Consider the following 23523-nt stretch of genomic DNA (forward strand, 5'->3'; position numbering starts at 1 on the left):
CGGCAAGGGCTAATATTTTTATAAATCTGCGGCGTCTCGAAGCAGCCGCCAACAGGTATTATTTCCATTTCCCTCTCAAAGCGTATAGTAGCTGAATGCTTCTACTTCTGTGAATGAGTCACATTTTCCAGTAATTCATTAATTTCAAAATCACTGCTCCGTCCCAAAAGGGTAAAGGTTTCAGGAATAATTTCCGTAGTGTAACGTTTGATACCTTCTTTATCTTCAAAAGAGCGGGTACGACATTTACCTTCTACATAGATCAGCTTTCCTTTACGGAGCGATCTATGACCAGCTTCCGCCAGCGAACGCCACATCACGATATTGTGCCATTCTGTATGTTCCGTTTTAACACCGTTTTTGATGATAAACTCGGACGTAGCAAGCGGAAAACTTAAAACTGCAGCGTTATCCGGCAAATACCTGAATTCCGGGTCTTTTCCTAAATGGCCGACCAGGATAACTTTATTAACTCCTGACATAGCTTTTAAATTTAATGTTATTTCAATTTCCCCAATGTGGCAACACTAGTTACCGCATTGGGTTTTAAACAATTAGCCTTCTTGATATTCGTTAAAGCTTAAATTAATCTCAGAGATCAGCTCGTCAACCTCTATACTTCATTGAACACCTCTGTTCTAAATTAATGACACATATAGTTGATTTTAGTACAATTATTAAATTAAAAAGAAATAATTTTAAGTATAGATAGCTAAAATGTAAAATATTTTTACTCATATATCCACTACTGGAATAATATTGGAGGTGATTTATTCAGATTATTTTGCCGCTCCCGCCCGCTTTCTGCCGCCGCCAATTTTACTCATTTATCAAAGAATGAATCTGTATGATGCAAGCAGTAATTTTTCATAAATCAGGCAGCATTGCCAATAAAGAGAGTTTATGCAAATAGTTGATCTGCCATTCCGGGCTAAAATTGAAAAAGTAATTTGAAGGAAAAAACATTTGACCGATATGGAAACGAAAACAAAAAAGCCACAAAAACAGGATCGCCAGCCGGGTATTGAAGCGGAGATGGATCCGAAACCGGAATATATTAAGGATAGTTACAAGGCCGCCGGCAAACTCCAGGGCAAGATAGCCCTGATCACAGGTGGTGACAGCGGCATCGGCCGGGCTGTCAGCGTCCATTTTGCCGAAGAAGGTGCGGACATAGCCATCGTTTACCTCGATGAAGATAATGACGCCGAAACAACCAAAAATTTGGTGGAAGCCGCGGGCAAAAATTGCCTGCTTATCAAAGGAGATGTAAAGGATGCCGCCTTTTGCAAAAACGCGGTCGAAAGTACCGTTAAGAAATATGGAAAGCTGAATATCCTTGTCAATAATGCAGGAATGCAATTTCCACAAAAAGATGTCAAGGCGATTGACCCCGAACAGATGGATACCACTTTCCGCACCAATATATTTGCTTATTTCTACTTCGCTGAGGCAGCAGTGGTGCATATGCATGAAGGTGATAGCATTATCAATACCACTTCGGTAACCGCTTATCGTTCCTCTCCTTCGCTGATTGATTACTCTTCGACTAAAGGAGCTATTACAACCTTTACGCGCTCACTCGCAACAAATCTCGTTGAAAAAAAGATCCGTGTAAATGCTGTTGCTCCCGGGCCGGTATGGACACCCCTGATCGTATCCACGTTCGATGAGGAAAAGATCAAAAGTTTTGGAAGTGAAACAGCCATGAAACGGGCTGGACAGCCTTCGGAGCTTGGACCTGCTTATGTTTTTCTGGCTTCGGATGATGCTTCTTTTATAACGGGCCAGGTCATCCACGTAAACGGTGGTGAAGTAGTCAATGGATAAGGTTATATAATCAATGGAATCGTTTATACAATGAATAACAATTAAATCAAAAAAATGGCAAAGTATTCAGAAAAGGCACAGGACAAGGTCCACAAAGCCTTACATGAGGAAAAAGAAGGAACACTAAAAAGTGGCAAAAGCGGTAAAAAAGTAACGTCCAGAAAACAAGCTGTGGCAATCGGATTGTCGGAAGCCCGCAAGGAAGGCGCCAAGGTTCCGAAAAAGAAATCGTAAAAAACACATCCTACACTACCATGAACGAAGAACATAAAATCACCCGGCGGCAAGCGGTCGCCGGGTTAGGTGCCACTTTAGCTGTCGCGGCAGTAACACCTGTCTTCGCAGCAGGCGGTAAAACAAACAGTATAATGGAAGCAAAAGCATTAGAAGATCCGATCACCAAATACCCCAAGCCGCCTTTTGAAGGCCAGTCACAGCCCTGGCCAGGCTTAGCCAGTAAAATGAACCCTAAACCGGATCACGGCGAAAAAAGCTATAAAGGTTCGGGACGGTTAGCTGGTCGCAAGGCGTTGATTACCGGTGGCGATTCGGGGATGGGACGATCTGCCGCCATAGCCTACGCCCGTGAAGGTGCTGATGTGGCGATCAATTATTTCCCGACAGAGGAAGAAGATGCCAAAGAGGTGATCGCATTGATCAAAGCTGAAGGCCGAAAAGCCATCGCAATTCCTGGCGACCTACGTGATGAAGCTTTTTGCAAAAAACTCGTAGACGAGGCGGTTAAGGGTTTGGGCGGTTTGGATATTGTAGTAAATAATGCAGGCAGGCAGCAAAGCAACCAGTCTATTTTGGACATTTCTACAGAACAGTTTGACTGGACGATGAAAACCAATATCTATGCTCCTTTCTGGATCATTAAAGCGGCTTTGCCGCATTTACAGCCCGGCTCGGTTATCATCGGTACCACTTCTGAACAGGCTTACGATCCTTCACCCGATCTGTATGATTACGCGCAAACCAAGGCTGCGACAATGAATTATGTCAAGTCCCTGGCAAAACAATTAGGCCCGAAAGGTATCCGTGTAAATGGTGTCGCACCCGGACCGATCTGGACACCGTTACAGGTTAGTGGTGGCGCCAGCCAGGAAAAGCTGAAGCAGTTCGGCGGACAAACACCATTGGGCAGACCCGGACAACCCGCAGAACTGGCCTCTATCTATGTACAATTGGCTGCCTCAGATGCCAGTTATGCAACCGGACAGATCTATGGTTCATCCGGCGGCTCAGGACAGCCTTAATACATAGCGGCTCGCCTGGCCATGATCAAGGCATCGAATCCAATTTAAAGAAATTGCTAAATCATTTATCAAAAACAAATATCATGGAAACACAAACCGCACAGACTACCGATTCAAAACTCAGGGAGTTTTTTATCGATCAGTTAGAAGACCTGCTTTGGGCAGAAAAAAAACTGGTTAAAACCTTGCCCAAATTGCAGGAAGCCGCTACATCCGCCGAACTGAAGGATGCCTTCGGCAATCACCTCACACAAACTCAAAACCATGTTACCCGGTTGGAACAGGTCTTTGGTTTGATTGGCGAAGACGTGGACACCACCAAATGCGCAGCAATGGCCGGTATTGTTGACGAAGGCGAAGATATTATAGATGAAACCGAAGAAGGCACCGCGCAGCGGGATGTGGGTTTGATCTTCGCCGGACAAAAGGCAGAACATTATGAGATCGCCACCTACGGTGGCATGGTCACACTGGCTAAAACTTTAGGATATAATGATGCGGCCGACCTCTTGGTCAAGACCCTGGAGGAAGAAAAGGAAGCAGACAACCTGCTGACCCAGATCGCTGAAAATAATATCAATTACCAGGCAAGCACCGAACCAAAAGAAGACAAGGGATTTTTTTCCTGATCTTTTTACAGCGCCTGTCCTCAGGCAGGCGCTGCTGAATGCAAATGGAAAACAAGGTTGAAATGAAAGTGTATTTAGGAAACATTTAAAAATTAGCTTATGCCATGGTACAATGGAGACTACCCGCCATCTTATAAGAACCAACCTAAGAAAATCAGGGAAAAGGCAGCGGAGATCGCCAATGAAGTGTTGCGAACAACCGGCAATGAAGGGGAAGCAATAGCGACTGGTTTAAAGCAGGCGCGCGCTCATTTTGCAAAAGAAAAAAAGAAGAACAATGATAGCTGAACTACATCAGGCTGTTATTTTTTCTAACTAATTATTAAAACAAACTTCATGAAGGCATTACTTATTAACTGTACGCTCAAACGCCAACCGAATTTTTCCAACACGGGCGCATTAGCTGACAAGGCGGCAAGCCAGCTTCGTGAGCAGGGGTTTGAAACGGAGATTATCCGTCTTAATGATTACCGGGTGCTTACCGGTAATTCTTCTGATGAAGGAGAGGGTGACCAATGGCCGCTTATCCTGGAAAAGATCAAATCCTGCCAAATTTTTATTATCGCTACGCCTATCTGGATGGGACACCTGGCCTCGACCGCTCAAAAAGTGATCGAACGGTTAGATGCTATTTTCCGGGACGAAGAACTGAGCAATCAAGAAAACGGACAATATATGCCCTATAATAAAGTAGGCGGCTGCCTGGTTACCGGCAACGAAGACGGCGCCCATAGCTGTGCCGCGCAAGTACTCTGGGCTTTGCAGGAAGTAGGCTTTACAATTCCACCTAATGTTAATGCTTATTGGGTTGGTGTGGCCGGAGGAGAAAAAGATTATGTGGAAGCTGGCGGCGAACGGTATTTATATACCAATAAAACCTTGCGTTATATGACAGCAAACCTGGCTTGGTTTGCCAAACTATTAGCCGCTAACCCTATCGGTACCAATCTACTGGAAGAGGATAAAAAAGCGGAAGCAGAAAGCGACAAGCAAGAAAGTTAGTATCAACCGATACTAAAATCGTTTAAGGATAAACTATACCTCTATGACTACGAAAACAAAAAAAACGGTAAACAAATGGTCTGCAGATGTTACAGAACACAGCGATGCGATGGATCTGGAGAAAGATATTTTTAAATCCGGAGATCCGGATAAGATCGCGGCATCAGTAAAACATTCGGCGGAGACAAGCAAACGGCGAAAATCTTCGCCTTATCAAAGCGCGATGTCCATGCTGACCTTTTACGAGAACCGGGCCGGAAAGAACTTAAACGCAGACGAAAAAGACACGCTGGAAAAAGCAAAGGATAAGCTGAGGGAGTTATTCGGTAAGGACGATAAGTGATAAGCAGTAGTCGGTTCTGTATACGGAATTTATGATTGTTAGGAAAAGACCTGATGCTTGCGCCAAATGTCTGTATATCCAAACCATTTTCAGCGCCAGATCGTTAAATATAAATGGCGGAAAGCAAAATCATCGTTTGCAGTAAACTCATAGCTCAACGAGGGCTGACTATCGCTTTTGCAGAAAGCGCGACAGCGGGCTGGCTCTGCTCCGAATTTGCGCTGACCGAAGAATCTGGTAAAGTGCTTAAAGGGGGCATTGCCTGTTATGACGCGAGTTTGAAAGTTAGTTTACTAGGTGTACCACAGGAACTCATTGATAAATACACGCCGGAATCGATGGAAGTGACCCGGGAGATGGCTTACCGCTTAAAAACAATAATCGATTCGGATATTCAGGTAACCGTTACCGGCCTGACCACTCCCGGCGGCAGCGAAACACCGGAGAAACCGGTCGGCACCATGTTCGTTTTTGCTTTGATCTGTGGTCGTGAAGCCAGCTTCCGTCAAGTGTTTTCCGGTTCCTGCGAGGAGGTCATTCATCAGACCATCGAGGCGACCGCTGAACTTTTGATCGCGGCGCTAAGCAAAACTTAAACAAAAAAAGGGATACCTTCCGGTATCCCCTGAAAGATCACAATTTACTTCTTTTATTCCACTTCAGCGGCAGCGGCTTCATTCACATAATTTTCGGCTACTTGGGTCAACAGGGTATCGGCATTTTTTTCTTCAGCTAAGGTTTCGTCAAACAGGCGCTGCGCTTCACTATAGCCCAGGGTTCCGGCTAAGGTGCGCAGGGTACCATAAGATGCGATCTCGTAATGTTCTACCTTTTGAGCAGCAGAAATAATGGCTACATCCCTTACTTCTGTGCCTTTGTCTGTATCGGACAGTAGTTCAGTAGCTTCGTTTAGCAGGCCTTCCATGGCCAGGCATTTCTTAGCCACTGCTTTTTCACCGATCGAAGCGAAAGCGCTTTCCAGACGGGTCACATGGTTCTTGGTTTCTTCCAGGTGGTTGCTAATGGTTTGTTTAAGGTCTTCCGAGGTCGCTCCCTTGATCAGTTTCGGCAAAGCGGAGGCCAAATGTTTTTCCGCCCAGTAGATGTCCTTGATCTCATCAATAAATAATTCTTTCAGCGCACTTTCAGCTTCTGGTGTGCGGCTGGCTGCTGCTGCAGACTTTTTGTTGCTTTTTGTAGGCATGATTGTAGATTTTATTTTGGTTAAAACTATAGTGAACAACGCTGTCGTTAAAAAAACAAGAAGCGTTCCAAATTCCCTGAAAAATCAGAACAATTTTCATTTTTTCCGGATGGCGCTGATCTCGCCGTTTCTTTCCATATAAACTTTTTCAATCCCCTCCATTTCTTCGGTTAGCGCTGACTTCCGGACACCCTGCATGATATCTTCTTCACAAACCAATCCTTTTTCCATATGGCTTTTAATGAACTTTCCCTGATCAAATAGCAGGATTTTATCGCCCTCCACAAAGCGACCAAATGCCTTATGATGAACGATCAGCCAGCCAAAGACCCGGTGCAGGAAAACAATCACAAAACAGCAGACGATTACCGGTACAAAAGCCGATGCACCCACAACCGCCCGGCTCATGATGGCTCCCAGTGAAATGGTAATAATATTGTCGAGCGGCGTCCGTACGCCAAACGAGCGCCGGCCCGAGACGCGGATGAGCAGGAATGCAATTATAAAAATGACTACGCCCCGGCTGCTCATCTGCAGGGCATTGAGGTCTTTGCCTTCACCAAAAATTTTTAGCAGAAGTTCCATAGCAATTGATTTTAGTTCTTATTTAGTTTCTTTTGCCGCATATAACTGCGGGCTTCTTTGACGCCGTTCCCGGCTTACGAGGCAGGCGGTAATTTACAGTGATGCCAGCATGGCCGGTATAAGCAGCTGCTTTATTTCTTCAGTCACTTAATAATTTGGCGGCCTGCGGGGCGTTTAGCCTCGCGGTCACTTTAAATTTCTTGCCCGCCTGTTCGTTATAATTTTTGAAAAAGGCTTCGAGCTGATCAATGAGAACCTGTGGCAGCTCCTCCAGTGTATGGATGTTCGAGTATAACTGGGAAACATCCGGTATACCGATAAAACGGTCATTCCGTACCTTGTGCCCGTTCCGTTCGGTTTGCTCTGCCTTTAGTCCGCCAATGATCCGGCAATCTACCAGGCAGCCGGGGAAAGTGGAACCTTCAGAGATCACGATGATATCCAGCGGGTCGCCGTCCTCGCCTTTGGTTCCCGGGATCATCCCGAAATCAAAGGGAAAGACCAGTCCGGCAGGCAGGATCTTATTCAGTTTAAAACGTTTTTCCGCCGGATCATAGTCGAACTTCTGGTTCGATCCCTTCGGACATTCGATCATCGCGGTGATTGTAGTCGGCTTATTCATGGCTCAGGTCTTTTTAATCGGCTTCCGTGTCTGCGATTTTCTTTTCTGGTTTTCTGCAGCAGCATCTATTGAATGCGTGCGGGTCAGATCATTTTCCTTTTCTGCCAGATCGGACAAGCGGATATAAAATTTATAAAGATGGTCCAGTTCTTCCTCGGTCAGGTCCTCGATATTCACCATGCGGTTACTGGTGCCCTCATGCGAGGCCAGCAATTCATTCAGCTTCAGGTGGACGGCCTTGGAATCTTTATTTTGCGATTTCTGGATCAGAAAGACCATCAGGAAAGTTATGATCGTTGTGCCCGTATTAATGACCAGCTGCCATGTTTCCGAATAATGAAATAACGGTCCGGTAACTGCCCAGATGAGCACGGTTGATGTAGCGATGATAAATGCCGCGGAACTTCCGGTGGCAGCTGTCGCCCAGTTGCTGAAACGTTCGAACAAATTCGTCTTTTTTTTCATAAGGCTTTCCATTTGATATGAATTTCACTGTGACCGGGGATGATAAACTCCAGGTGGCCTTCTTTTGTTTTTTTGCCCTTAGCGGGCTCTTTATCGTCGTTCAACATCACCGTAAATTCCGGCATTTTACCTTTATCCGTTTTAACCAGCATCAGGCGGCAATTAAGCCGTGCATCTCCCGCCAGCCTGAATCTGGCCGGACGGTGCTTTTTTGGCGAGAAGCCATAAGTGGGGTAATCAGTATAGATCATAAAGGGCTCATCTTCCACCTGCATATAATGGCGTGGGAGGATACCGAAAGCATTTCCCGCGCCGTACACTTCCTGCCCCACTTCGCCGGATTTCTCCCAGCCGTCATGCATATCCTCCAGCGCGATCCACAGATTCGGGTCGACTTCACCAGTCTTGACCTCGTCTGACAACATCGCCTTCGGCAGCATCGTTGGATAGTAGTAAACTGCGCGTTCCACCAGGAACCGTATATATTCGGCCATCAGCAAACGCAGGGAAGGCAGAATATCGAGGCCTTCGGCATGCCGCAGGTAATCATGAAAGGCACAGAAGACTTCCTGCTCCTCGTAAACCGCCGTATAGGGCGCATCGTTCAACGGGAACAGGGCAAAAAAAGATGGAAAATTTCGCCCGTAGCCATAATTGCAGTCCCAGAGTTTTACGTTCCTGAACACATTAGCCAGGCATAAATAACTGAGCTCTTTATATACTTCTTTTTGGGTGATCTTATACAGCCGTAATAAGGCACCTGCCGAAAAGGAGGTATTATTCGCCTGGTAGAATAAGTCAAAACCTAAACCTTGTAGTTTTAAAGCGCCTCTTTCAGCTTCGGCCAAATAACGTTTGTTGCCTGTCAGTTCCCAGGCCTGCAGCATCACATGTGCATACAAACCCGGCACATCCTTTTCACCACCTTTTCCAGGTTGTGTTTCCGCTTTGATCACCTCGAGCGTGTCCATTTTATAAAACACCGGCCACCTGTAATTGAAATGACGGGCCACCTTTATTGCGAATTCCAGCGAATCCAGGAACAGCTTTTCGGCAACTTTATCACCTTTGAGCGCTAAGCGTGACAAGTTCAGCAGCGGGTGATGCAGATACCAGGAATCCATAACCATTGGCTTTTTGTGTTCTTCTTCGCCTTCCATCTTATCGGCCACTTTAGGGTGCCAGCGCATGATCGTGCCAAATTCCTCATTATAAAAAGCGGGCAGGCCTTCCTTGATCTTTTTCATCACTTCCAGCTGGCCATCGCTCCATTCTACATAATCCAGCAAAGGCAGGAGTACTGCCAGTTGTACCATGATCTCGGGTGGTGTTGCATAATCACAGACATAAGCATTCAGGTAATGATTCCCGTTCACCTGTGACCAGCAACCCGGGCTTTCGGTCAGGTCAGTTAAACCTTTTTGTAAAGTTTCCGGCCAGTTTTTATAAGTAGTGGCGGGTTTTGGCAATTCCAGATAAACTGCCGCTAATAAATCAAGATACTGGCGTACCATGGCTCCCTCATCTGCAGGTACTTCTTCAGAAAAGACAATAAACGCGTCACTCAGGGCATACGTTTTCCCGGCTTCCAATGGTTTATTTTTCAAAGTAGGTGGCAGGGCAAATCCAATTTCCGGCCATTCGCCACCCACCGTATCCCCGGCCGAGGTCTCGGTCTGCTGGTTATAGTCCGCCAGTGCGGTCAGGTTCTGCAGGTAAAGCACAGAACCCGCCTTCGGCCGCGTCAGGCTGAAATAGAGCAGTCCGGAACGTGTTCCCACCTGGCTGACTTTGATCTCACCTTCAGCTATCTTATCGCTGCTTGCCGCGCCGAGCGGCGCGATATCCCGCGGCCAGAAAGGGAACAAGATCGGCGCTGCCGCTCTCAGTGTTGTCGTCAGGCGCAGCACGGGGATTTCTCCAACCGGTAACCGGACAACAGACTCGTATTCGCCCATCAGGGAGGCGATCCGAAAAGTAATGTTTTGATCTTTCTCCATGACTTTCCGGAGTTCCAGGTGATCGTTGGGTGAATAAGCAAGCCGGAAAGCGATCCGGCTGCCTTTCGGCCAGGCTACAACCATCCAGCAGGAGTCATCAATCAGATAAACTTTAAAGGCATAACCTACTGCCTGCTGTTCATATACAGCGGTCAGGCCGGGACTGTTCAATTTTGAATTAACAGCCAATAGCCAGGCTGAGGTTGCATTCATGGTAAAAAAAATAATCTTTCAACAATTGGCTTAATTACTCTGCAAACGCTTGCGGAAAGCGCTTAAAAGGTAGTACAACAACTATTTTCAGTTAAATATTGTTTTTATATTTCTTTATAAATTATTTAATTAATTAAAAACATAATACCAACTCCTGTAGTTTTATCAATATCCATTTACCTTAAACAAATAATATTATGTTTCACCATGTAAAAGACCTTCAATTCAATGCCCGGGTATCTCGTCCCGATCCGCGTTTTGCGAACCTGTTATTGGAGCAATTCGGCGGCGAAAACGGTGAGCTGGCCGCTGCCATGCAATATTTCACCCAGGCCTTCGGTGCGAAAGTTCCGCACCCGGATAAATACGATATGCTGATGGACATCGCCACCGAAGAATTCAGTCACCTAGAGATCGTGGGCGCTACCATCCAGATGCTGCTGAAAGGTGTGAACGGCGAACTCAAAAACGCTGCCGATAGTTCCGAAATCATGCAGGTATTAAACGGCAAGGCCGCTAAAGAGGATATTATCCACGAAGCGGTATTTGCTAATCCGCAGTTTGGCATCATCACCGGAGGCGGCGTCACCCCGCGCAACAGCCAGGGCATTCCCTGGTGTGCTTCCTACATCCACTCCAACGGCGACCTGACCGTAGACCTGCGCAGCAACCTGGCTTCTGAATCACGGGCCAAGCTCGTTTACGAGCATTTGATGAAATTTACAGAGGATCCGTACATCCACGAAACCTTATCCTTCCTGATGACCCGGGAGGTTACACACTATAAAATGTTTGAAGCAGCTTTGAACAGCATTCAGCCTAATTTTCCGCCGGGAGTATTGGCTGCCGATCCCCGCTACCTGCAAAACGTTTACAACCTTTCCGACGGTACCGTTCGCGGGCCGTGGAATGAGGGTGAGATCAAAGGCATGGGCAAAGAATTTAATTACGTTGAAGACCCCATTGCACAGGTACAGGAAACAGAAGGCCAAACGAAATTGCCGGATGATTTCAGCGCGGAGGTAAAAGAAAGCGAAAAACTCAATAAAGACATGAGCAAGATCAAAAGCGCTGAAGTAAAAAATGCAGAACCAAAAGGTGTCGCTCAATGGAGTGCCTATGGCGCTGAAAGGGTACAAGCATAATGGATGAGCACCTATTTTTGAAAGGACAGCGTGTGATCACCCCTTCAGGTGAAGGCGAGGTCGTTGACGCTATTGGCGATAAGATCGTCGTCAAGCTGGATACCGGATCAACAGAAACATATCCCTCGGACGACATACAGGATAATAGCAGCGCAGGCTGAACCATAAAAACATAACCATGAAAAAAATCATTGTGCCGGTGGCCATCCTCATGATGGCTGCCTTATTTACAAGCTGTACCGCCATTGCAGGTATTTTCAAAGCCGGCGCGGTTGTGGGCATTATAGCAGTCGTGATCGTGATCGCCATTATCATATGGATCATCTCGCTGTTCAGGGGGAAAAGCAACTAAGTAAAAAAATGAAAGAGCACTTACAACGTTTTAAAACTGCGCAGGACCGTGATTATGATACCGCGCTGGCGGAAATCAAAGACGGCCGCAAGCAAGGCCACTGGATGTGGTATATCTTCCCGCAGATCGCAGGTTTGGGCATGACCGAAATGTCACGCCTTTATGCCATAAAAGATATAAAGGAGGCGGGAGACCTGCTGATGGACCCGGAACTCGGGCTGCGGCTGACGACTATCTGTAAAGCGCTGCTGGAATTGGAAACAAATGACCCGCATGCTGTTTTCGGTAGCCCCGACGACCTCAAGCTTAAATCGTCAATGACCCTATTTGATGCTGTGCCCGCGACCTTCCCGGTTTTTAGCCGTGTACTGGACAAGTTCTATCATGGCGAACGCGATGAAAGGACGCTGGAAATACTTGGTATAAAATAGCTTGACGATAAAAGAGATACAAATCAAAAAAACACTCACCATGAAAAAGCTCATGTACATCAGCCTGATCGCAGGTGTTGCCTGCGTGGTACAGGCCTGCAGCGGCAACAAGGACAGCAAAGCCAGCGCAGACAGCGCGAATACAGCAAAAGCTGATACGGCCAAAAAGGATTCATCCGCGTCAGCAGTCGACAAGGACGATGCGAAATTTGCCGTGGCGGCAGCTAATGGCGGTATGGCAGAAGTCGAGCTCGGCACGCTCGCTCAGCAAAAAGCTGCCAACCAAAAAGTTAAAGATTTCGGTGGCATGATGGTCAGCGACCATAGCAAAGCCAACGAGGAAATGAAGGCCCTTGCAAAATCCAAAGGGATCACCCTGCCAACAACGATAGATAGTGACGAACAAAAGGTGAAAGATAATCTTTCTTCAAAATCAGGCGCGGACTTTGATAAAGCCTATGTTGATAATATGATCGAAGATCACAAAAACGACATTAAAGAATTTGAGGATGCCACTAAAAACCTGAAGGACCCGGATTTGAAAGCATTTGCGGTGAAGACATTACCAACCTTAAAAATGCACCTAGACGCGATCCAAAAGGTCCATGACAGCATGAAATAAACCATGGCGGGCCGCTTTGCCAGGGCGGCCTTTTTTATTTTCCTGCCGGAGTCCGATGGTTTGCAGCGTTGCTGAAGAACTTTCGATATGCTAATAAGAAACCAATTGTTCCAGTATTGCACTGATGGAAAAATGCGCGCCGCACACGAACTCATCTGCCGCGCCATAGTACATCGTCAAGCGGTCACCATCAATCAGGTGCCCGTTGGTAAAAACTACGTGCCCAAAAAAGCCGCTTAATTCATATGGTTCCGTAGGCACCATAATGGGTTCAACGGTACGTGAAATGATCTTCGAAGGATTATCCAAATCCATCAGGAAAGCGCCCAGGCAATACTGGTGCTCCGTATTTGCACCGTGATAAATCGCCAGCCAACCCCGCCCGGTACGGATCGGTGCCGCCCCGGCACCGACGCGTGCGCTGTCCCAAAGGCCGGGCCGGGTCTTGATCAGGCATTGATGGTTCCCCCATTGCCTGCCGTCGGAAGATTCGGCCAGCCAGATATAATTGCCGCCAATCTCTTTGCTGCTCGGCCGGTGCAGGCAATAATACTTACCGTTGATGGTTTCTTCAAAGATGGCACAGTCTTTATTATGCGGCGGCAGGATCATGCCAGCATTTTCAAAGTGTTGCCAATCTTTGGTTGTTTGCAAACCTACGCCAACACCACTATCAGAGACTGCGGTATAGGTCAGATAATAAGTGTCACCTATCTGGCTCACCCGGCAATCTTCGATGCCGAATCGTTCCAGGTAGCCCTGTCCCAATATGGGAGCATAGTCTCCTGGCTCGGTGAAATGCACACCATCATCACTGGATAATAAGCGTAAATGTGAGATTGTGGTCAGGTAATCCAGGCCTTTATAGCTGATTACCCGAGCATCGATGGCGATCAGGTCGGGATCGTTTAATGGTACTTCGATGATCTCGGTATTCCCAGTCGCGTTCAGGGCGGGGAAAAATAGTACGCCTTCCTTTTGCACAGCACCTTCTGCTACCCTGACCAGAATCCATATTTTCCCCCCGTAACGAAATACGCCCGGATTCAGCAGACTAATGATTTGTAAACCACCGGCGCTGGGCGCAAGGTCTTTAGGTAATAACAAAGGATTTTCCGGGAAACGTTGGGCCAGATCCGTCCTACTTTTTTCCGACTCATTGATGATCTGTAACATGATTTGTTCTTTTTAAGATTTGATAACCGATCCCGGCGAAGACTGCAAAGACCAGATGAGCCGGAACGAGTTGCAGGTAATATTTATTAAAACTTAACGAAGGTGGCAGCGGGTGCATTTTAAATGTGGCTTTCCAGACTACGACCGCCAGCAAGCCACTTAAGCCACCTAGCCAAAGGTTCGTTTTCAGATCAGGTTTTAATTTTCCGCGCCGCCAAAGCTCCACATAGACTAGTGCAAAAAGCAGGCCTACCCCATAATGACCGAGCCAGCCTAAAGCCTGACTCTGCTGCTTGTCCAGTTTCGGAATGAGACGGCCAGCCAGTTGTCCGAGGCGCTCCGGTTCGCTGAAGTTTTCGCCATCGGCCAGCGAAATGAGGTAGCTGAACAGGGTCATGAAAGTTGTACCGGTAATTCCGCCGGCTAATATTTCCTTAGTTTTCATCGCTGCTGATCTTGGGTAGGTTTTTGGTTGCCGGTCCTGTCAATACATTTCCGTCAATATCATAACGTGCACCGTGGCAGGGGCAGTCCCAGCTTTTTTCTTCACCGTTCCAGTTCACGATACAGCCCGCGTGCGTACAAACCGGACTGAGCGCGTGGACGGCTCCTTTTTCATCCCGGTATGCCGCTATCTTCTCACCGTCTACCTCCAGCACCTTGCCGGTTCCTCGCTGAAGCCGTTTTAATGAATCCGTTTCGTGGATATGAAACCTGTCTGCTATAAAGTGGTAAGCTACATCCGCATTTTCTTTAACAAATTCGCTGAAGCTATCCACTGGTTTGATCCGTGAAGGACTGAACAAGTCCTGATATCTATTGGGCCGTCTCCTGACCAGGTCGCTGAGTATTTTGCCGGCGATACTGCCCAGCATCATCCCGTTACCGTTATAGCCGGTTGCGCAGTAAATACCATCCGCCGCCAGCGGCATCTGTCCGATATAAGGAAGGCCGTCCACAGGTACATAATATTGTGATGACCAGCGGTATTTAACCGACGACACATTATAATATTTCCGGATGTATTTTTCCAGATCGGCAAAGGCTTTTTCCGGGTCGGCTTGACCCGTTTTATGATCATTACCACCGGCGATCAAGAGTTTTTCCCCGTCAATTACCTGTGTCCGGAAATAATGATAAGGTTCCTGCATATCGTAAACCAGGGCATCCGGATAAGTATCCGTTTTTAATTTCAGGCCCAGTACATAACTGCGGTAAGGGGCGCACTCAAAATTGAACAAATTGATATTGGGCGGCATATGCGTAGCGTAAATCACCGTTTTAGCCCTGATAACACCTGTTGGCGAATGCGCGGTATGTACGCCATTATCAGTTTCGATACCGGTTACCAACGTATTTTCCAAAACTATACCACCTGCTTCCAGGTAAGCTTTTTGTAAACCCCGCAAATATTTTAACGGGTGAAACTGTGCCTGCCTATCGAAAACCAGGGCCTTTAAATATTCTACCGGTGTCGGCACTTCTTCCGTATAGTTTACAGGCACACCTACTTTTAAGGCGCCATTGTAGATCTCGTCGAGTTGTTTGGCCTCGTCCCCGGTTTCTGCATACAGGTAGCCAGGATTGATTTCGTAATCGCAATCAATCTGGTAAGTATCAATGTTGGATTTAATGGTCGTGAAACCTTCGTTGATCGCATCCGCGAAAAGTTGAGCTCCTTCTTCACCGAAAGCGTTCGCTGCTTCCGCATAAGTAGTATCCGCGAAGGTATTGATGTGGGCGCTGGTCCCGCCGGTAGTTCCAAATCCCGGATTATGCGCTTCGGCGATCACTACTTTTTTTCCTGCTTTCTGAAGAAACAGTGCCGTTGTGATACCGGTAATGCCAGCACCTACGATCAGCGCATCATAAACGGCGGTGGTATCAAATAAAGCTTTCGAAATTATAGTCGCTGCGCCATACTGCCAGGGAGCCCGCTGTGCTCCGTCGCGCGCCAATACGGTATTCGTTCTCTTTCCCATAATTCTATTACAAAAATCAACATCACTCTGTTTGGCAATAGTTTACCTATTTATTAAACAAATCCGCTCATATACCCGATCTTTTATAACCCGGCAACAATGGATTCAGGGCTTAATCGTCCAGGCTAATAGCTAATTGTTAAAAAATGTTAAAGCTGTTTGAAAATTTGAGGCGACTTTTTTTCTTTGGACCGTCTATTTTTAAATATTGAACCAATTATCGAAAAAAGCATTTTTTGAAAGCTATCATTAACCGTTTTAGTTGTTAGATCATGTTATCCCAAATCACTATCACCCGTTTTAGCGCAGCGCGCAGCTTTGCATTTCTTTTATTATTTCTGACATCCGCCTTCGCATCACAAGCGCAACAGCAGCCGGGCACCTGGCCGGCCGGCAAATCAGGCTTTATCGCCAAACTGATCAATATCGAGGCTGCGACCAGCGAAACCTTCCGTTATAGTACAACGCTGCATAACGGTTCGGCGAGCGCCCACATCTACGAATTTAAAACCGATCTTCCGTTTGGCTGGACGATTGCCTACAAAGTAGACGGCAGCCAGGTTACTTCCATCAACATGGACGCCGGCAAAACACAGGACATCGCCATCGAGATCAATGCCACGGCCACCGCCTCCCCGAAAAAATACAAGGTTCCGATCAAAGCCGTATCCGGTTCGGACACCCTATCGTTGAACCTGGAAGCCGTAGTTAAAGGCTCCTACAGCCTGGCACTAACCACGCCTACCGGAAGATTAAGCGACGAAGTAACTTCGGGCAGCCAAAAAGAGTTGCAGCTTACCGTCAAAAACACCGGCACGCTGCCGTTGAATGACCTCCAGGTTACCGCACAGTTGCCCACCGGCTGGGAATCTACTTTTGAACCCGCGAATATTAAACAACTGGAAGTCGGGAAAACCATCGATGTTAAAGCTACTGTAAAAGTGCCGGACAAAACAATAGCCGGTGATTATGCTGCCAACTTTACGGCGACGAACAGCAATACCAACTCACAGATCGCTTTCCGTCTGGCGGTCAAAACATCCCTGCTTTCCGGCTGGATCGGCGTTTTGGTCATCCTGCTGGCCGTCGGCATCGTTTATTACCTCATTCGTAAATATGGCAGAAGATAAAACAGCCAATCGATTTTTTACCAATGAAAGATCCTATTATACAATTAAAGGGTTTAACCAAACAGTATGGCGCTGTTAAAGCGGTAGATGGTTTAAACCTTGACATAGACAAGGGCGAGATCTTCGGATTGCTGGGGCCTAATGGCGCTGGCAAAACTACCACCATATTGATGATGCTCGGGCTTACCGACCCGACGAGTGGTACCGCTTTTGTTTGCGGGCATAACGCGACCAACAGTCCGATACAGGTTAAGAAAAAAGTAGGCTACATGCCGGACAGTGTTGGCTTTTATGATAACATGTCCGCGCTGGAAAATCTGGTGTATATCGGCAGACTGAACGGCATATCGGAAAATGAACTAAAAAATCGTTCGGCCGAAGTGCTGGAGATTGTGGGCCTTGCCGCAGACCAACATAAAAAGACTTCGGCTTTTTCCCGTGGCATGAAACAGCGTCTTGGTCTGGCCGATGTGCTGATCAAGAACCCTGAGGTCATCATCCTGGATGAACCGACACTCGGCATCGACCCCACCGGGGTTAGAGATTTTCTGGCGCTCATCAAACAGTTGAGCCGGCAGCAGGGGCTCACCGTTTTACTCTCATCGCACCATTTACACCATGTTCAGCAGGTGTGCGACCGCGTAGGGATTTTCGTAAACGGACAATTGCTGGCACAGGGAGATATCGGTGCTTTGTCTGCCCAGTTATTCGGCACCGATAGCCATGTCACTTCTATCAGGGTAGTACAACCCGTTCCGCAGCCCTGGCAGCTGGAACCGGAACTCCAGGCGTGGGAAGCCATTACCCGGATTAGCATCCACGAAAATGAACTGGAATGTACCAGCAGGTGCGACATAACGGCCGCACTGGTTCGTTTCCTGGTTGAAAAAGGCTATGACGTGATTGGTGTCAATCAAAAAAATTATGGACTCGATGATATTTACCAGAAATATTTTGAATCAAATAGTACTAAAAAAACAAGCTATGAAAAGTCAATCTCCTGATCCGGGGCCTTTCGGCGTTATGGTTCACAAGGAAATAGCGGATCATATACGCAGCTGGCGCTTCAGCATACTGATTGCGCTTATTATTCTTACATTTATCGCCGCGATGTATGTATCGCTGGCGAATATTAAATCAGCAATAGGAAATACAAAAGATCCGGATCATCTTTTTTTATATCTGAAGTTGTTAACCACAACCGATAACTCCATCCCGCCATTTCATGTGTTCCTGAGTTTTCTGGCACCGTTGCTGGGTATCAGCTTAGGATTTGACGCAGTTAATTCTGAGCAGAACAGCGGAACCCTAACCCGTTTGATGGCGCAGCCCATTTACCGGGATAATTTGCTGCTGGCCAAATTTGTGAGCGCCCTGGTGATCGTCAGCGGTTTGTTTTTTGCATTGGCTTTGCTGATGATAGGCGGCGGATTAGTACTGACCGGTGTGCGTATGGAGCCGCAGGAACTGCTTCGCATACTGGGGTTTATTGTGATCACTATTGCTTATGTGGCTTTTTGGTTGAGTTTATCTATCATGCTTTCCATCCTGTTTAAGCAAGCGGCAACTTCCGCGCTCACGGCCATCGGGATCTGGTTGTTCTTTACGATATTTTACCAGATTGTCATTAACCTTATTGTCAAGTCCTTCTTACCTGATCCGGCTTATCTTACCCACGCCGAGATCATTAGTTATAATGATCTTATTTTGAATCTGCAACGCATCGCCCCGAATCAGCTTTACTCCGATGCAGTCACCACTTTGCTGATGCCGTCGGTTCGCAGCCTTGGTCCGGTAACCATGGAGCAAATGGCGGGCGCTATACCGGCTCCGCTGCCGTTTAAGGAAAGTGTCATGATCGTATGGCCTCAGGTAAGCGGTTTAATGGCATCAACAGTAGGATGTTTTGCATTTGCTTATTACTTTTTCATGCGGCGTGAGATACGTAGTTAATAAAACGATGATGCGCTATCTTTGGGCATCAGGAACAGATCGTAGCAACTACTGGCATAAAATCACATAAGTAATATGCAACCTGATATTAAAATTCGTGAATTTATTTATCGGAACGTGCGTTGATGGATTCCCAAACATGCCCAACATCTCAGAGCTTTCTGACCATAGTTAAAAAAGCTTCTTACTATTATTGATCAGTCGTTTCACCGGATATTTGGTATGTATATTGGCAATTAGGGCTATGTAAATTGGAAGTTTGTCCTATGTAAATTGCAAGTTTGTCCTATGTAAATTGCAAGTTTGTTAATATCTGCTGATTACAAAGAGGAAAGGATTTTCCATTTTTGAAATCAAGGCACTGTATTCAAAAGCCAACAAAACAACAGTAGTACCGAAATGCTTGTCAATTATATTGATCAGACACAGTCAAATTTGTACCATAATCATTCAAATTATGGCAACAGAAATTATCACAAAAGAAGACCTGAATGAATTCAGGGAAAGGCTGTTAAGTGACATTAAGTCCCTTCTGGCAGGTAACCCTGTTCAGGAAAATACCAGGTGGCTAAAAAGCTACCAGGTAAAGAACATGCTTAGAATATCTCCGGGAACATTGCAGAACCTGAGAGTAAACGGCACGATCAGTTACACAAAGATCGGCGGTATTCTGTATTATAAATACGAAGACATCCAGCGATTACTTGATGGCAACCGGATAAAAAAATAACCCTGCAGGTACTGTCATTTAAAATACCATTCAATATTTATTCATCTAATGCGATCAATCTGCCGCTGTCAAAAATGCTATGTTCATTGTGGTGAACATAGCCGAGCTGGTTTGTCACAAGTTTCGTTTTTCCAATCAGAAAGTCACCGGTAGCAGCATGATTATGACCATATACCCAGTAGTCGGCACCACATGTTTCAATAAATTCATCCAGGTTGGTCGCAAAAGCTTCATTCAGCGGGCTGCCGAGATATTTAGCAGGATAATTCTGAAACGTAGGCAGGTGATGCGTGACAATGATATGCTTTTCATCGTCTTTGCGGTTACCTTGAAAAGCGGAATGCAGGAATGCCACAGATTCAGCGTGCATTCGGTTATACTGTTCCACTGACAGCCGATGTCCCTCAAATTTGATTAAATGAAAATCCATCAGGCCGCGTTCAATATTCCATGCCTTCGATGCTGAAATATCAGACCACAGGGTCGTAAAATGCAGACGGATATTTTCCAGCCTGATCGTGCAGTTATTGAGCATCGTTACATTTGGCCGGATAGCTTCCCGAAAAGTTCCGGATCTGTTGGCCATGTCGGAATTGTAATATTCGTGATTACCGGGAACCCAGTAAGTGTGCCTGTAATTGTCTGCTGCGAAATCAAAAAAATCCCGGTAGAGACCCATATTCCTCAGTGTAGCAACATCACCCCCGAGTAAGAGAATATCTCCTTCAACTTTAAGCGGATTAAGTTTAATATACTCCCTGTTTTCATGAAATTCTAAATGCAGATCTGATGCAATTTGTAAACGCATTTTATTTATAATTTAAATTTCTATTCAAGTGATGAAAATCAGCGCACCCAGGTAATACCCGTGCCTCCTTTCATTTAACAGCAGCTTTCGCTATAGCTATTCCGCTGATCTTAATTTTTATCTATTCATCCATAATGTCCGTTAAGGAAAGTTCCTGCCCGGCATATTTTTTCTTTAGCGGCTTCATGTCGCGGCTGATCCTTGTATCCGTGACCCGTGCATAAAGCTGGGTGGTTTGAAGGCTTTTGTGCCCTAACATCTGGCCCACCGTTTCGATTGGGACACCATTGGTCAGCGTCACCGTGGTGGCGAAGGTATGCCGCGCACAATGGAACGTCAGCCGTTTCGTCCAGCCCATTAAGCTGGTAATGTCTTTCAGATAGGCGTTTGCTTTCTGATTACTCACTTTAGGCAAAATGAAGTCTTCATCGAACAGTCGCGGATAATCCTTATAATGCCCGATCAGCCGAAGTGCGGGGCCAAGCAGCGGAATGCGAACGCGGTTATTATTCTTCATTCTAAAGGTTTGAATCCACAAGCCTCCATCCTCTCCCTTTAAAATATCCGCTCTTTTCAGCTTAACAGTATCAGCATAGGAAAGACCGGTATAGCAGCTGAACAGAAACAGATCCCTGACCACGATCAGGCGCTTCCGCTTAAACTTTCTGGCTGCAAGCTGCTGCAGCTCTCCGCTGCTGAGATATTCCCGATGAACTTCCTCATGTCTTACCCTGTAAGCGATAAAAGGATCGCGTTTCACCCAGCCGATCTCATAAGCTATTTTCACTACCGTCCTTAACTTCTTAACCATTTGCACAGCAGTATTGATCTTGACCCCATAATCTGTTTTCAGGTAATAATCAAAATCCCTGACAAACCGATAATCTATATCATCAAGCCGGATATCATCGCTTTGATGTTTAAGTTTAATATATTTCTTTAATACGCTGTGTACCGTTTTGTATTTGGCCAGTGTTCCGGGTGTGTAATCCTTTCCGAGCAGGCCGGCGATCTGACTGGTATGATAGTTCCAGGCTTCAGAAAGCATTTTCGGCGGATCTAATTCTTCACCCTGCATCAGCTTATGGATATGTACCGCTTCAAATGATTTACCGCCAGCATACAGATCCTGCCTGCATGAATGTGCACGTGTATTCAGCGTGTCAAGCCAGGAATTTATTGCCCTTGCTTCTGCTTTGTTTCCTTTCATCCTGCCGGTATGTTTGTCCCATTCCTGTTGTTCACACCTGCGCTGTGTAGACCACTCCTCCCGCCTACCATTTACAGTGATCCTGATATAAATATAGAAGTCTGACCTTTTCTTGTTCTTCGACGACTTTAAAAAGAACAGCACTTTAAAGGTCTGGGCTTGCGCCGGGCTCAGGATCTCTTTTTCGGGCTTTTTTTTTCACCGCCGCTTAGCATTTTTTCAATGTCTTCCGCTTTATAAAAGAATATCTTTCCTACCTTATTATAGCTTAACGTTCCTGCAATACGAAGGTTCTGTAATGTCCCCGGCGATATTCTGAGCAATTTCCTGACATCACTGCTTCGCAGCCATTTTTGCTGCGGTAACCCCTGAGCCTCCTGGATTGGCTTCAGCAGTTCAAAGAGCTCCTTTTTAAAAAGCTCCAGGTCTTTTTTAGTCAATAATTCGTCGGGGCTCATTTTTTAATTTTTAGGTTCATGTATTTGGTTTTATGAACTGCTCATCTGATCAAACGACCGGTTTGCTATGAATGAACAGCCTTTAAATTCTAAAGCTATTTGCTAATAATTCCTGACGGGTTTAAATCATATTTAATTATAGTATTTTTGATTGTCAGGACAAATGTACAGAATTTCTAAACATATTCAATGAAATTATTTAGCTTTCCCAAACAGTTGTACTTTAAAGTCATAAATCGGTACGGAAAATCACTATTTATGACAGACTTCGGATTATTTCTTGCAAAAAAATCTGTTAATAAATCGGAGATTTCCCGGAAGACCGGAATCAGCAAATCGAGGCTGAGCGAACTTTCGATGAACCCGTCAGCAAAACTCAGAGCAGATGAGCTGTACCTGGTTGCCCTGGCCATAGACACCGACCCTTTGGAATTGTTAAACCATTTGTTTCAGGATATTAAATTGAAAAACTGATAGCGGGGAGATGTTTAGCCGGATTGCTGAACGGTCAGCTGCTATATTTTAAACCATTGTCAGAAATGTGACCTCTCTTTCTTTAAGGATCTGTTCCCGGAGTTCGTTCACAAAGGCTTCCCTGTTTTCTCTGAACCTTTTTGTTATCGTATCAGTACTTTCATTGGAGGCATACTTATCCGCCCATGACATGATCTCGAGCAGGGCTGGCAGCAGGTCTATGGCTTTGTCTGTCAGCGTATATAGAATTTTTGTTTTATTGTTTATAGAACCCCGCCTCAGCAGCAGCCCCGCCTCGGTAAGATGATGGAGACGGCTTTGCAGGATATTGGATGCGATGCGCTCACCGGAACGAAGGAACTCAGTATAGCTCGACTTTCCGTAGAGCATGATATCACGGATAATTAACAGTGACCATTTATCGCCAAACATACGCATGGCATATTGAAGAGGGCAATCAGACCCCTGCAGTTTTTTTTCCATAAACTGAGATTTCAGAAGATAACCGGCACAGCTCGTCTTGAAGCAGATCTATAATTAATGACATCATAAATATAATTAAATTTAGGATTACGCGACGAATCCGGCAACCGTTAAGTACACGCAATGCATCCCCTGCGGGCGGACTTTCCGCTGTATCTTCTGCGAAGGATTAAACTCAGCCGTAGAGTCGCCTCTACGGCTGGTCTTCAAAACCGTGCGTGAAAGTTTCCCTTCACACGGCTCCTCGTCCGTTAATCATTTATATGAAGCAAGTTATCTTTCCTCGTTTTGGTGATATGACAATGGGCGTGCAATAATTGCACATTAGCCCATATATCTTTTCCTCCCAAATGCAAAGGAATAATATGGTCGGTATCCATATCATCGCCTAACGTAAACTGCAATTTGCATATTGAA

32 protein-coding genes are annotated in these 23523 nt (G+C 46.0%); 18 read left to right on the forward strand and 14 right to left on the reverse strand.

What is annotated here, in order from left to right:
- Positions 1-101: 101 nt before the first annotated feature.
- A complete protein-coding gene (locus AC1D0K_RS19220; RefSeq protein WP_090465667.1) occupies positions 102-482 on the reverse strand; it encodes a single-stranded DNA-binding protein in 381 nt (126 codons plus the stop codon).
- Between the two features lie 493 nt (positions 483-975).
- On the opposite strand from AC1D0K_RS19220, the gene AC1D0K_RS19225 reads away from it, so the two are divergent.
- The 8 genes from AC1D0K_RS19225 to AC1D0K_RS19260 all read left to right on the forward strand — a co-directional run bounded on the left by AC1D0K_RS19225 (position 976) and on the right by AC1D0K_RS19260 (position 5659).
- Complete coding sequence (locus AC1D0K_RS19225) at positions 976-1830, forward strand: SDR family oxidoreductase (RefSeq protein ID WP_477396107.1); 855 nt, start codon at positions 976-978, stop codon at positions 1828-1830.
- A 54-nt stretch (positions 1831-1884) separates the two neighbouring features.
- Positions 1885-2064: a DUF6496 domain-containing protein gene (locus AC1D0K_RS19230; protein ID WP_090463211.1), complete on the forward strand. Its 180-nt coding sequence runs from the start codon at positions 1885-1887 to the stop codon at positions 2062-2064.
- A 20-nt stretch (positions 2065-2084) separates the two neighbouring features.
- Positions 2085-3089, forward strand: a complete 1005-nt coding sequence (locus AC1D0K_RS19235; protein ID WP_477396109.1) for an SDR family oxidoreductase — start codon at positions 2085-2087, stop codon at positions 3087-3089.
- A gap of 83 nt (positions 3090-3172) precedes the next feature.
- A complete protein-coding gene (locus AC1D0K_RS19240) occupies positions 3173-3718 on the forward strand; it encodes a YciE/YciF ferroxidase family protein (RefSeq protein ID WP_477396111.1) in 546 nt (181 codons plus the stop codon).
- Positions 3719-3817: 99 nt separating this feature from the next.
- Positions 3818-4006: a DUF2188 domain-containing protein gene (locus AC1D0K_RS19245; RefSeq protein WP_477442543.1), complete on the forward strand. Its 189-nt coding sequence runs from the start codon at positions 3818-3820 to the stop codon at positions 4004-4006.
- Between the two features lie 48 nt (positions 4007-4054).
- A complete protein-coding gene (locus AC1D0K_RS19250) occupies positions 4055-4720 on the forward strand; it encodes a flavodoxin family protein (protein ID WP_477442541.1) in 666 nt (221 codons plus the stop codon).
- 43 nt (positions 4721-4763) lie between these two features.
- Entirely contained in the window at positions 4764-5063 is a 300-nt protein-coding gene (locus AC1D0K_RS19255) for a DUF3175 domain-containing protein (RefSeq protein ID WP_090463195.1), read from the forward strand.
- Positions 5064-5176: 113 nt separating this feature from the next.
- Positions 5177-5659, forward strand: a complete 483-nt coding sequence (locus AC1D0K_RS19260; RefSeq protein WP_183566061.1) for a CinA family protein — start codon at positions 5177-5179, stop codon at positions 5657-5659.
- A gap of 53 nt (positions 5660-5712) precedes the next feature.
- On the opposite strand, the gene AC1D0K_RS19265 is transcribed toward AC1D0K_RS19260, so the two are convergent.
- From AC1D0K_RS19265 to AC1D0K_RS19285, 5 genes are all read right to left on the reverse strand, one after another.
- The gene (locus AC1D0K_RS19265) at positions 5713-6267 is read right to left on the reverse strand and encodes a YciE/YciF ferroxidase family protein (protein ID WP_477397442.1); all 555 of its coding nucleotides are present in this window, start codon (positions 6265-6267) and stop codon (positions 5713-5715) included.
- A 96-nt stretch (positions 6268-6363) separates the two neighbouring features.
- Positions 6364-6852, reverse strand: a complete 489-nt coding sequence (locus AC1D0K_RS19270) for a DUF421 domain-containing protein (RefSeq protein ID WP_477397444.1) — start codon at positions 6850-6852, stop codon at positions 6364-6366.
- 139 nt (positions 6853-6991) lie between these two features.
- Positions 6992-7447: an inorganic diphosphatase gene (locus AC1D0K_RS19275; RefSeq protein ID WP_477397446.1), complete on the reverse strand. Its 456-nt coding sequence runs from the start codon at positions 7445-7447 to the stop codon at positions 6992-6994.
- A gap of 30 nt (positions 7448-7477) precedes the next feature.
- A complete protein-coding gene (locus tag AC1D0K_RS19280; protein ID WP_090465665.1) occupies positions 7478-7939 on the reverse strand; it encodes a low affinity iron permease family protein in 462 nt (153 codons plus the stop codon).
- On the reverse strand, positions 7936-10152 hold the full coding sequence (locus AC1D0K_RS19285; protein ID WP_477397448.1) for a hypothetical protein: 2217 nt from the start codon (positions 10150-10152) through the stop codon (positions 7936-7938). Before AC1D0K_RS19285 ends, AC1D0K_RS19280 begins: the two co-directional genes overlap by 4 nt.
- Positions 10153-10349: 197 nt before the next feature.
- Here AC1D0K_RS19285 and AC1D0K_RS19290 point away from each other — a divergent pair, with 197 nt between their 5' ends.
- Genes AC1D0K_RS19290 through AC1D0K_RS19310 form a run of 5 tightly spaced genes read left to right on the forward strand, consistent with a single transcriptional unit; the run spans position 10350 to position 12702 of the window.
- Positions 10350-11297, forward strand: coding sequence for a manganese catalase family protein (locus tag AC1D0K_RS19290; protein WP_477397450.1), 948 nt, complete (start codon positions 10350-10352; stop codon positions 11295-11297).
- Entirely contained in the window at positions 11297-11458 is a 162-nt protein-coding gene (locus tag AC1D0K_RS19295) for a hypothetical protein (protein ID WP_183566018.1), read from the forward strand. The genes AC1D0K_RS19290 and AC1D0K_RS19295 overlap by 1 nt, the downstream gene beginning before the upstream one ends.
- A gap of 17 nt (positions 11459-11475) precedes the next feature.
- Positions 11476-11649: a hypothetical protein gene (locus tag AC1D0K_RS19300; protein ID WP_183566016.1), complete on the forward strand. Its 174-nt coding sequence runs from the start codon at positions 11476-11478 to the stop codon at positions 11647-11649.
- A gap of 8 nt (positions 11650-11657) precedes the next feature.
- The gene (locus AC1D0K_RS19305) at positions 11658-12080 is read left to right on the forward strand and encodes a DUF1810 domain-containing protein (RefSeq protein ID WP_477397453.1); all 423 of its coding nucleotides are present in this window, start codon (positions 11658-11660) and stop codon (positions 12078-12080) included.
- 40 nt (positions 12081-12120) lie between these two features.
- Entirely contained in the window at positions 12121-12702 is a 582-nt protein-coding gene (locus AC1D0K_RS19310) for a DUF4142 domain-containing protein (protein ID WP_477397455.1), read from the forward strand.
- Between the two features lie 90 nt (positions 12703-12792).
- On the opposite strand, the gene AC1D0K_RS19315 is transcribed toward AC1D0K_RS19310, so the two are convergent.
- From AC1D0K_RS19315 to AC1D0K_RS19325, 3 genes are read right to left on the reverse strand one after another with little or no spacing between them, the layout of a single operon-like run.
- Entirely contained in the window at positions 12793-13878 is a 1086-nt protein-coding gene (locus tag AC1D0K_RS19315; RefSeq protein WP_090463170.1) for a glycoside hydrolase family 130 protein, read from the reverse strand.
- Complete coding sequence (locus tag AC1D0K_RS19320; RefSeq protein WP_090463167.1) at positions 13859-14323, reverse strand: hypothetical protein; 465 nt, start codon at positions 14321-14323, stop codon at positions 13859-13861. Before AC1D0K_RS19320 ends, AC1D0K_RS19315 begins: the two co-directional genes overlap by 20 nt.
- Entirely contained in the window at positions 14313-15860 is a 1548-nt protein-coding gene (locus AC1D0K_RS19325; RefSeq protein ID WP_477397458.1) for an FAD-dependent oxidoreductase, read from the reverse strand. The genes AC1D0K_RS19320 and AC1D0K_RS19325 overlap by 11 nt, the downstream gene beginning before the upstream one ends.
- Before the next feature lie 272 nt (positions 15861-16132).
- Between AC1D0K_RS19325 and AC1D0K_RS19330 the strand changes: the two genes are divergently transcribed.
- The 4 genes from AC1D0K_RS19330 to AC1D0K_RS19345 all read left to right on the forward strand — a co-directional run bounded on the left by AC1D0K_RS19330 (position 16133) and on the right by AC1D0K_RS19345 (position 19673).
- Entirely contained in the window at positions 16133-16990 is an 858-nt protein-coding gene (locus AC1D0K_RS19330) for a COG1470 family protein (protein WP_477397460.1), read from the forward strand.
- Positions 16991-17013: 23 nt separating this feature from the next.
- Positions 17014-17994 (forward strand): ABC transporter ATP-binding protein, encoded by a 981-nt coding sequence (locus AC1D0K_RS19335; protein ID WP_477397462.1) that lies wholly within the window; start codon positions 17014-17016, stop codon positions 17992-17994.
- Complete coding sequence (locus AC1D0K_RS19340) at positions 17975-18943, forward strand: ABC transporter permease (RefSeq protein ID WP_477397464.1); 969 nt, start codon at positions 17975-17977, stop codon at positions 18941-18943. The genes AC1D0K_RS19335 and AC1D0K_RS19340 overlap by 20 nt, the downstream gene beginning before the upstream one ends.
- Positions 18944-19400: 457 nt before the next feature.
- Entirely contained in the window at positions 19401-19673 is a 273-nt protein-coding gene (locus tag AC1D0K_RS19345; protein WP_477397466.1) for a helix-turn-helix domain-containing protein, read from the forward strand.
- A gap of 37 nt (positions 19674-19710) precedes the next feature.
- On the opposite strand, the gene AC1D0K_RS19350 is transcribed toward AC1D0K_RS19345, so the two are convergent.
- The 3 genes from AC1D0K_RS19350 to AC1D0K_RS19360 all read right to left on the reverse strand — a co-directional run bounded on the left by AC1D0K_RS19350 (position 19711) and on the right by AC1D0K_RS19360 (position 22149).
- Positions 19711-20481: a metallophosphoesterase gene (locus AC1D0K_RS19350; protein WP_477397468.1), complete on the reverse strand. Its 771-nt coding sequence runs from the start codon at positions 20479-20481 to the stop codon at positions 19711-19713.
- A gap of 121 nt (positions 20482-20602) precedes the next feature.
- A complete protein-coding gene (locus AC1D0K_RS19355; protein ID WP_477397470.1) occupies positions 20603-21835 on the reverse strand; it encodes a site-specific integrase in 1233 nt (410 codons plus the stop codon).
- Positions 21836-21861: 26 nt separating this feature from the next.
- Positions 21862-22149 carry a helix-turn-helix domain-containing protein gene (locus tag AC1D0K_RS19360; protein ID WP_477397472.1) on the reverse strand — a complete coding sequence of 96 codons (288 nt, stop codon included), beginning with the start codon at positions 22147-22149 and terminating at the stop codon, positions 21862-21864.
- 258 nt (positions 22150-22407) lie between these two features.
- Between AC1D0K_RS19360 and AC1D0K_RS19365 the strand changes: the two genes are divergently transcribed.
- Complete coding sequence (locus tag AC1D0K_RS19365; RefSeq protein ID WP_477397474.1) at positions 22408-22623, forward strand: helix-turn-helix domain-containing protein; 216 nt, start codon at positions 22408-22410, stop codon at positions 22621-22623.
- 48 nt (positions 22624-22671) lie between these two features.
- Here the strand turns inward: AC1D0K_RS19365 and AC1D0K_RS19370 are convergent, their stop codons facing one another.
- Positions 22672-23106 carry a winged helix-turn-helix transcriptional regulator gene (locus AC1D0K_RS19370; RefSeq protein WP_477397476.1) on the reverse strand — a complete coding sequence of 145 codons (435 nt, stop codon included), beginning with the start codon at positions 23104-23106 and terminating at the stop codon, positions 22672-22674.
- Positions 23107-23357: 251 nt separating this feature from the next.
- Positions 23358-23510, reverse strand: coding sequence for an HNH endonuclease (locus AC1D0K_RS19375; RefSeq protein WP_477463089.1), 153 nt, complete (start codon positions 23508-23510; stop codon positions 23358-23360).
- Positions 23511-23523 lie beyond the last annotated feature (13 nt).

The organism is Mucilaginibacter sp. P1_A3, from assembly GCF_056406855.1.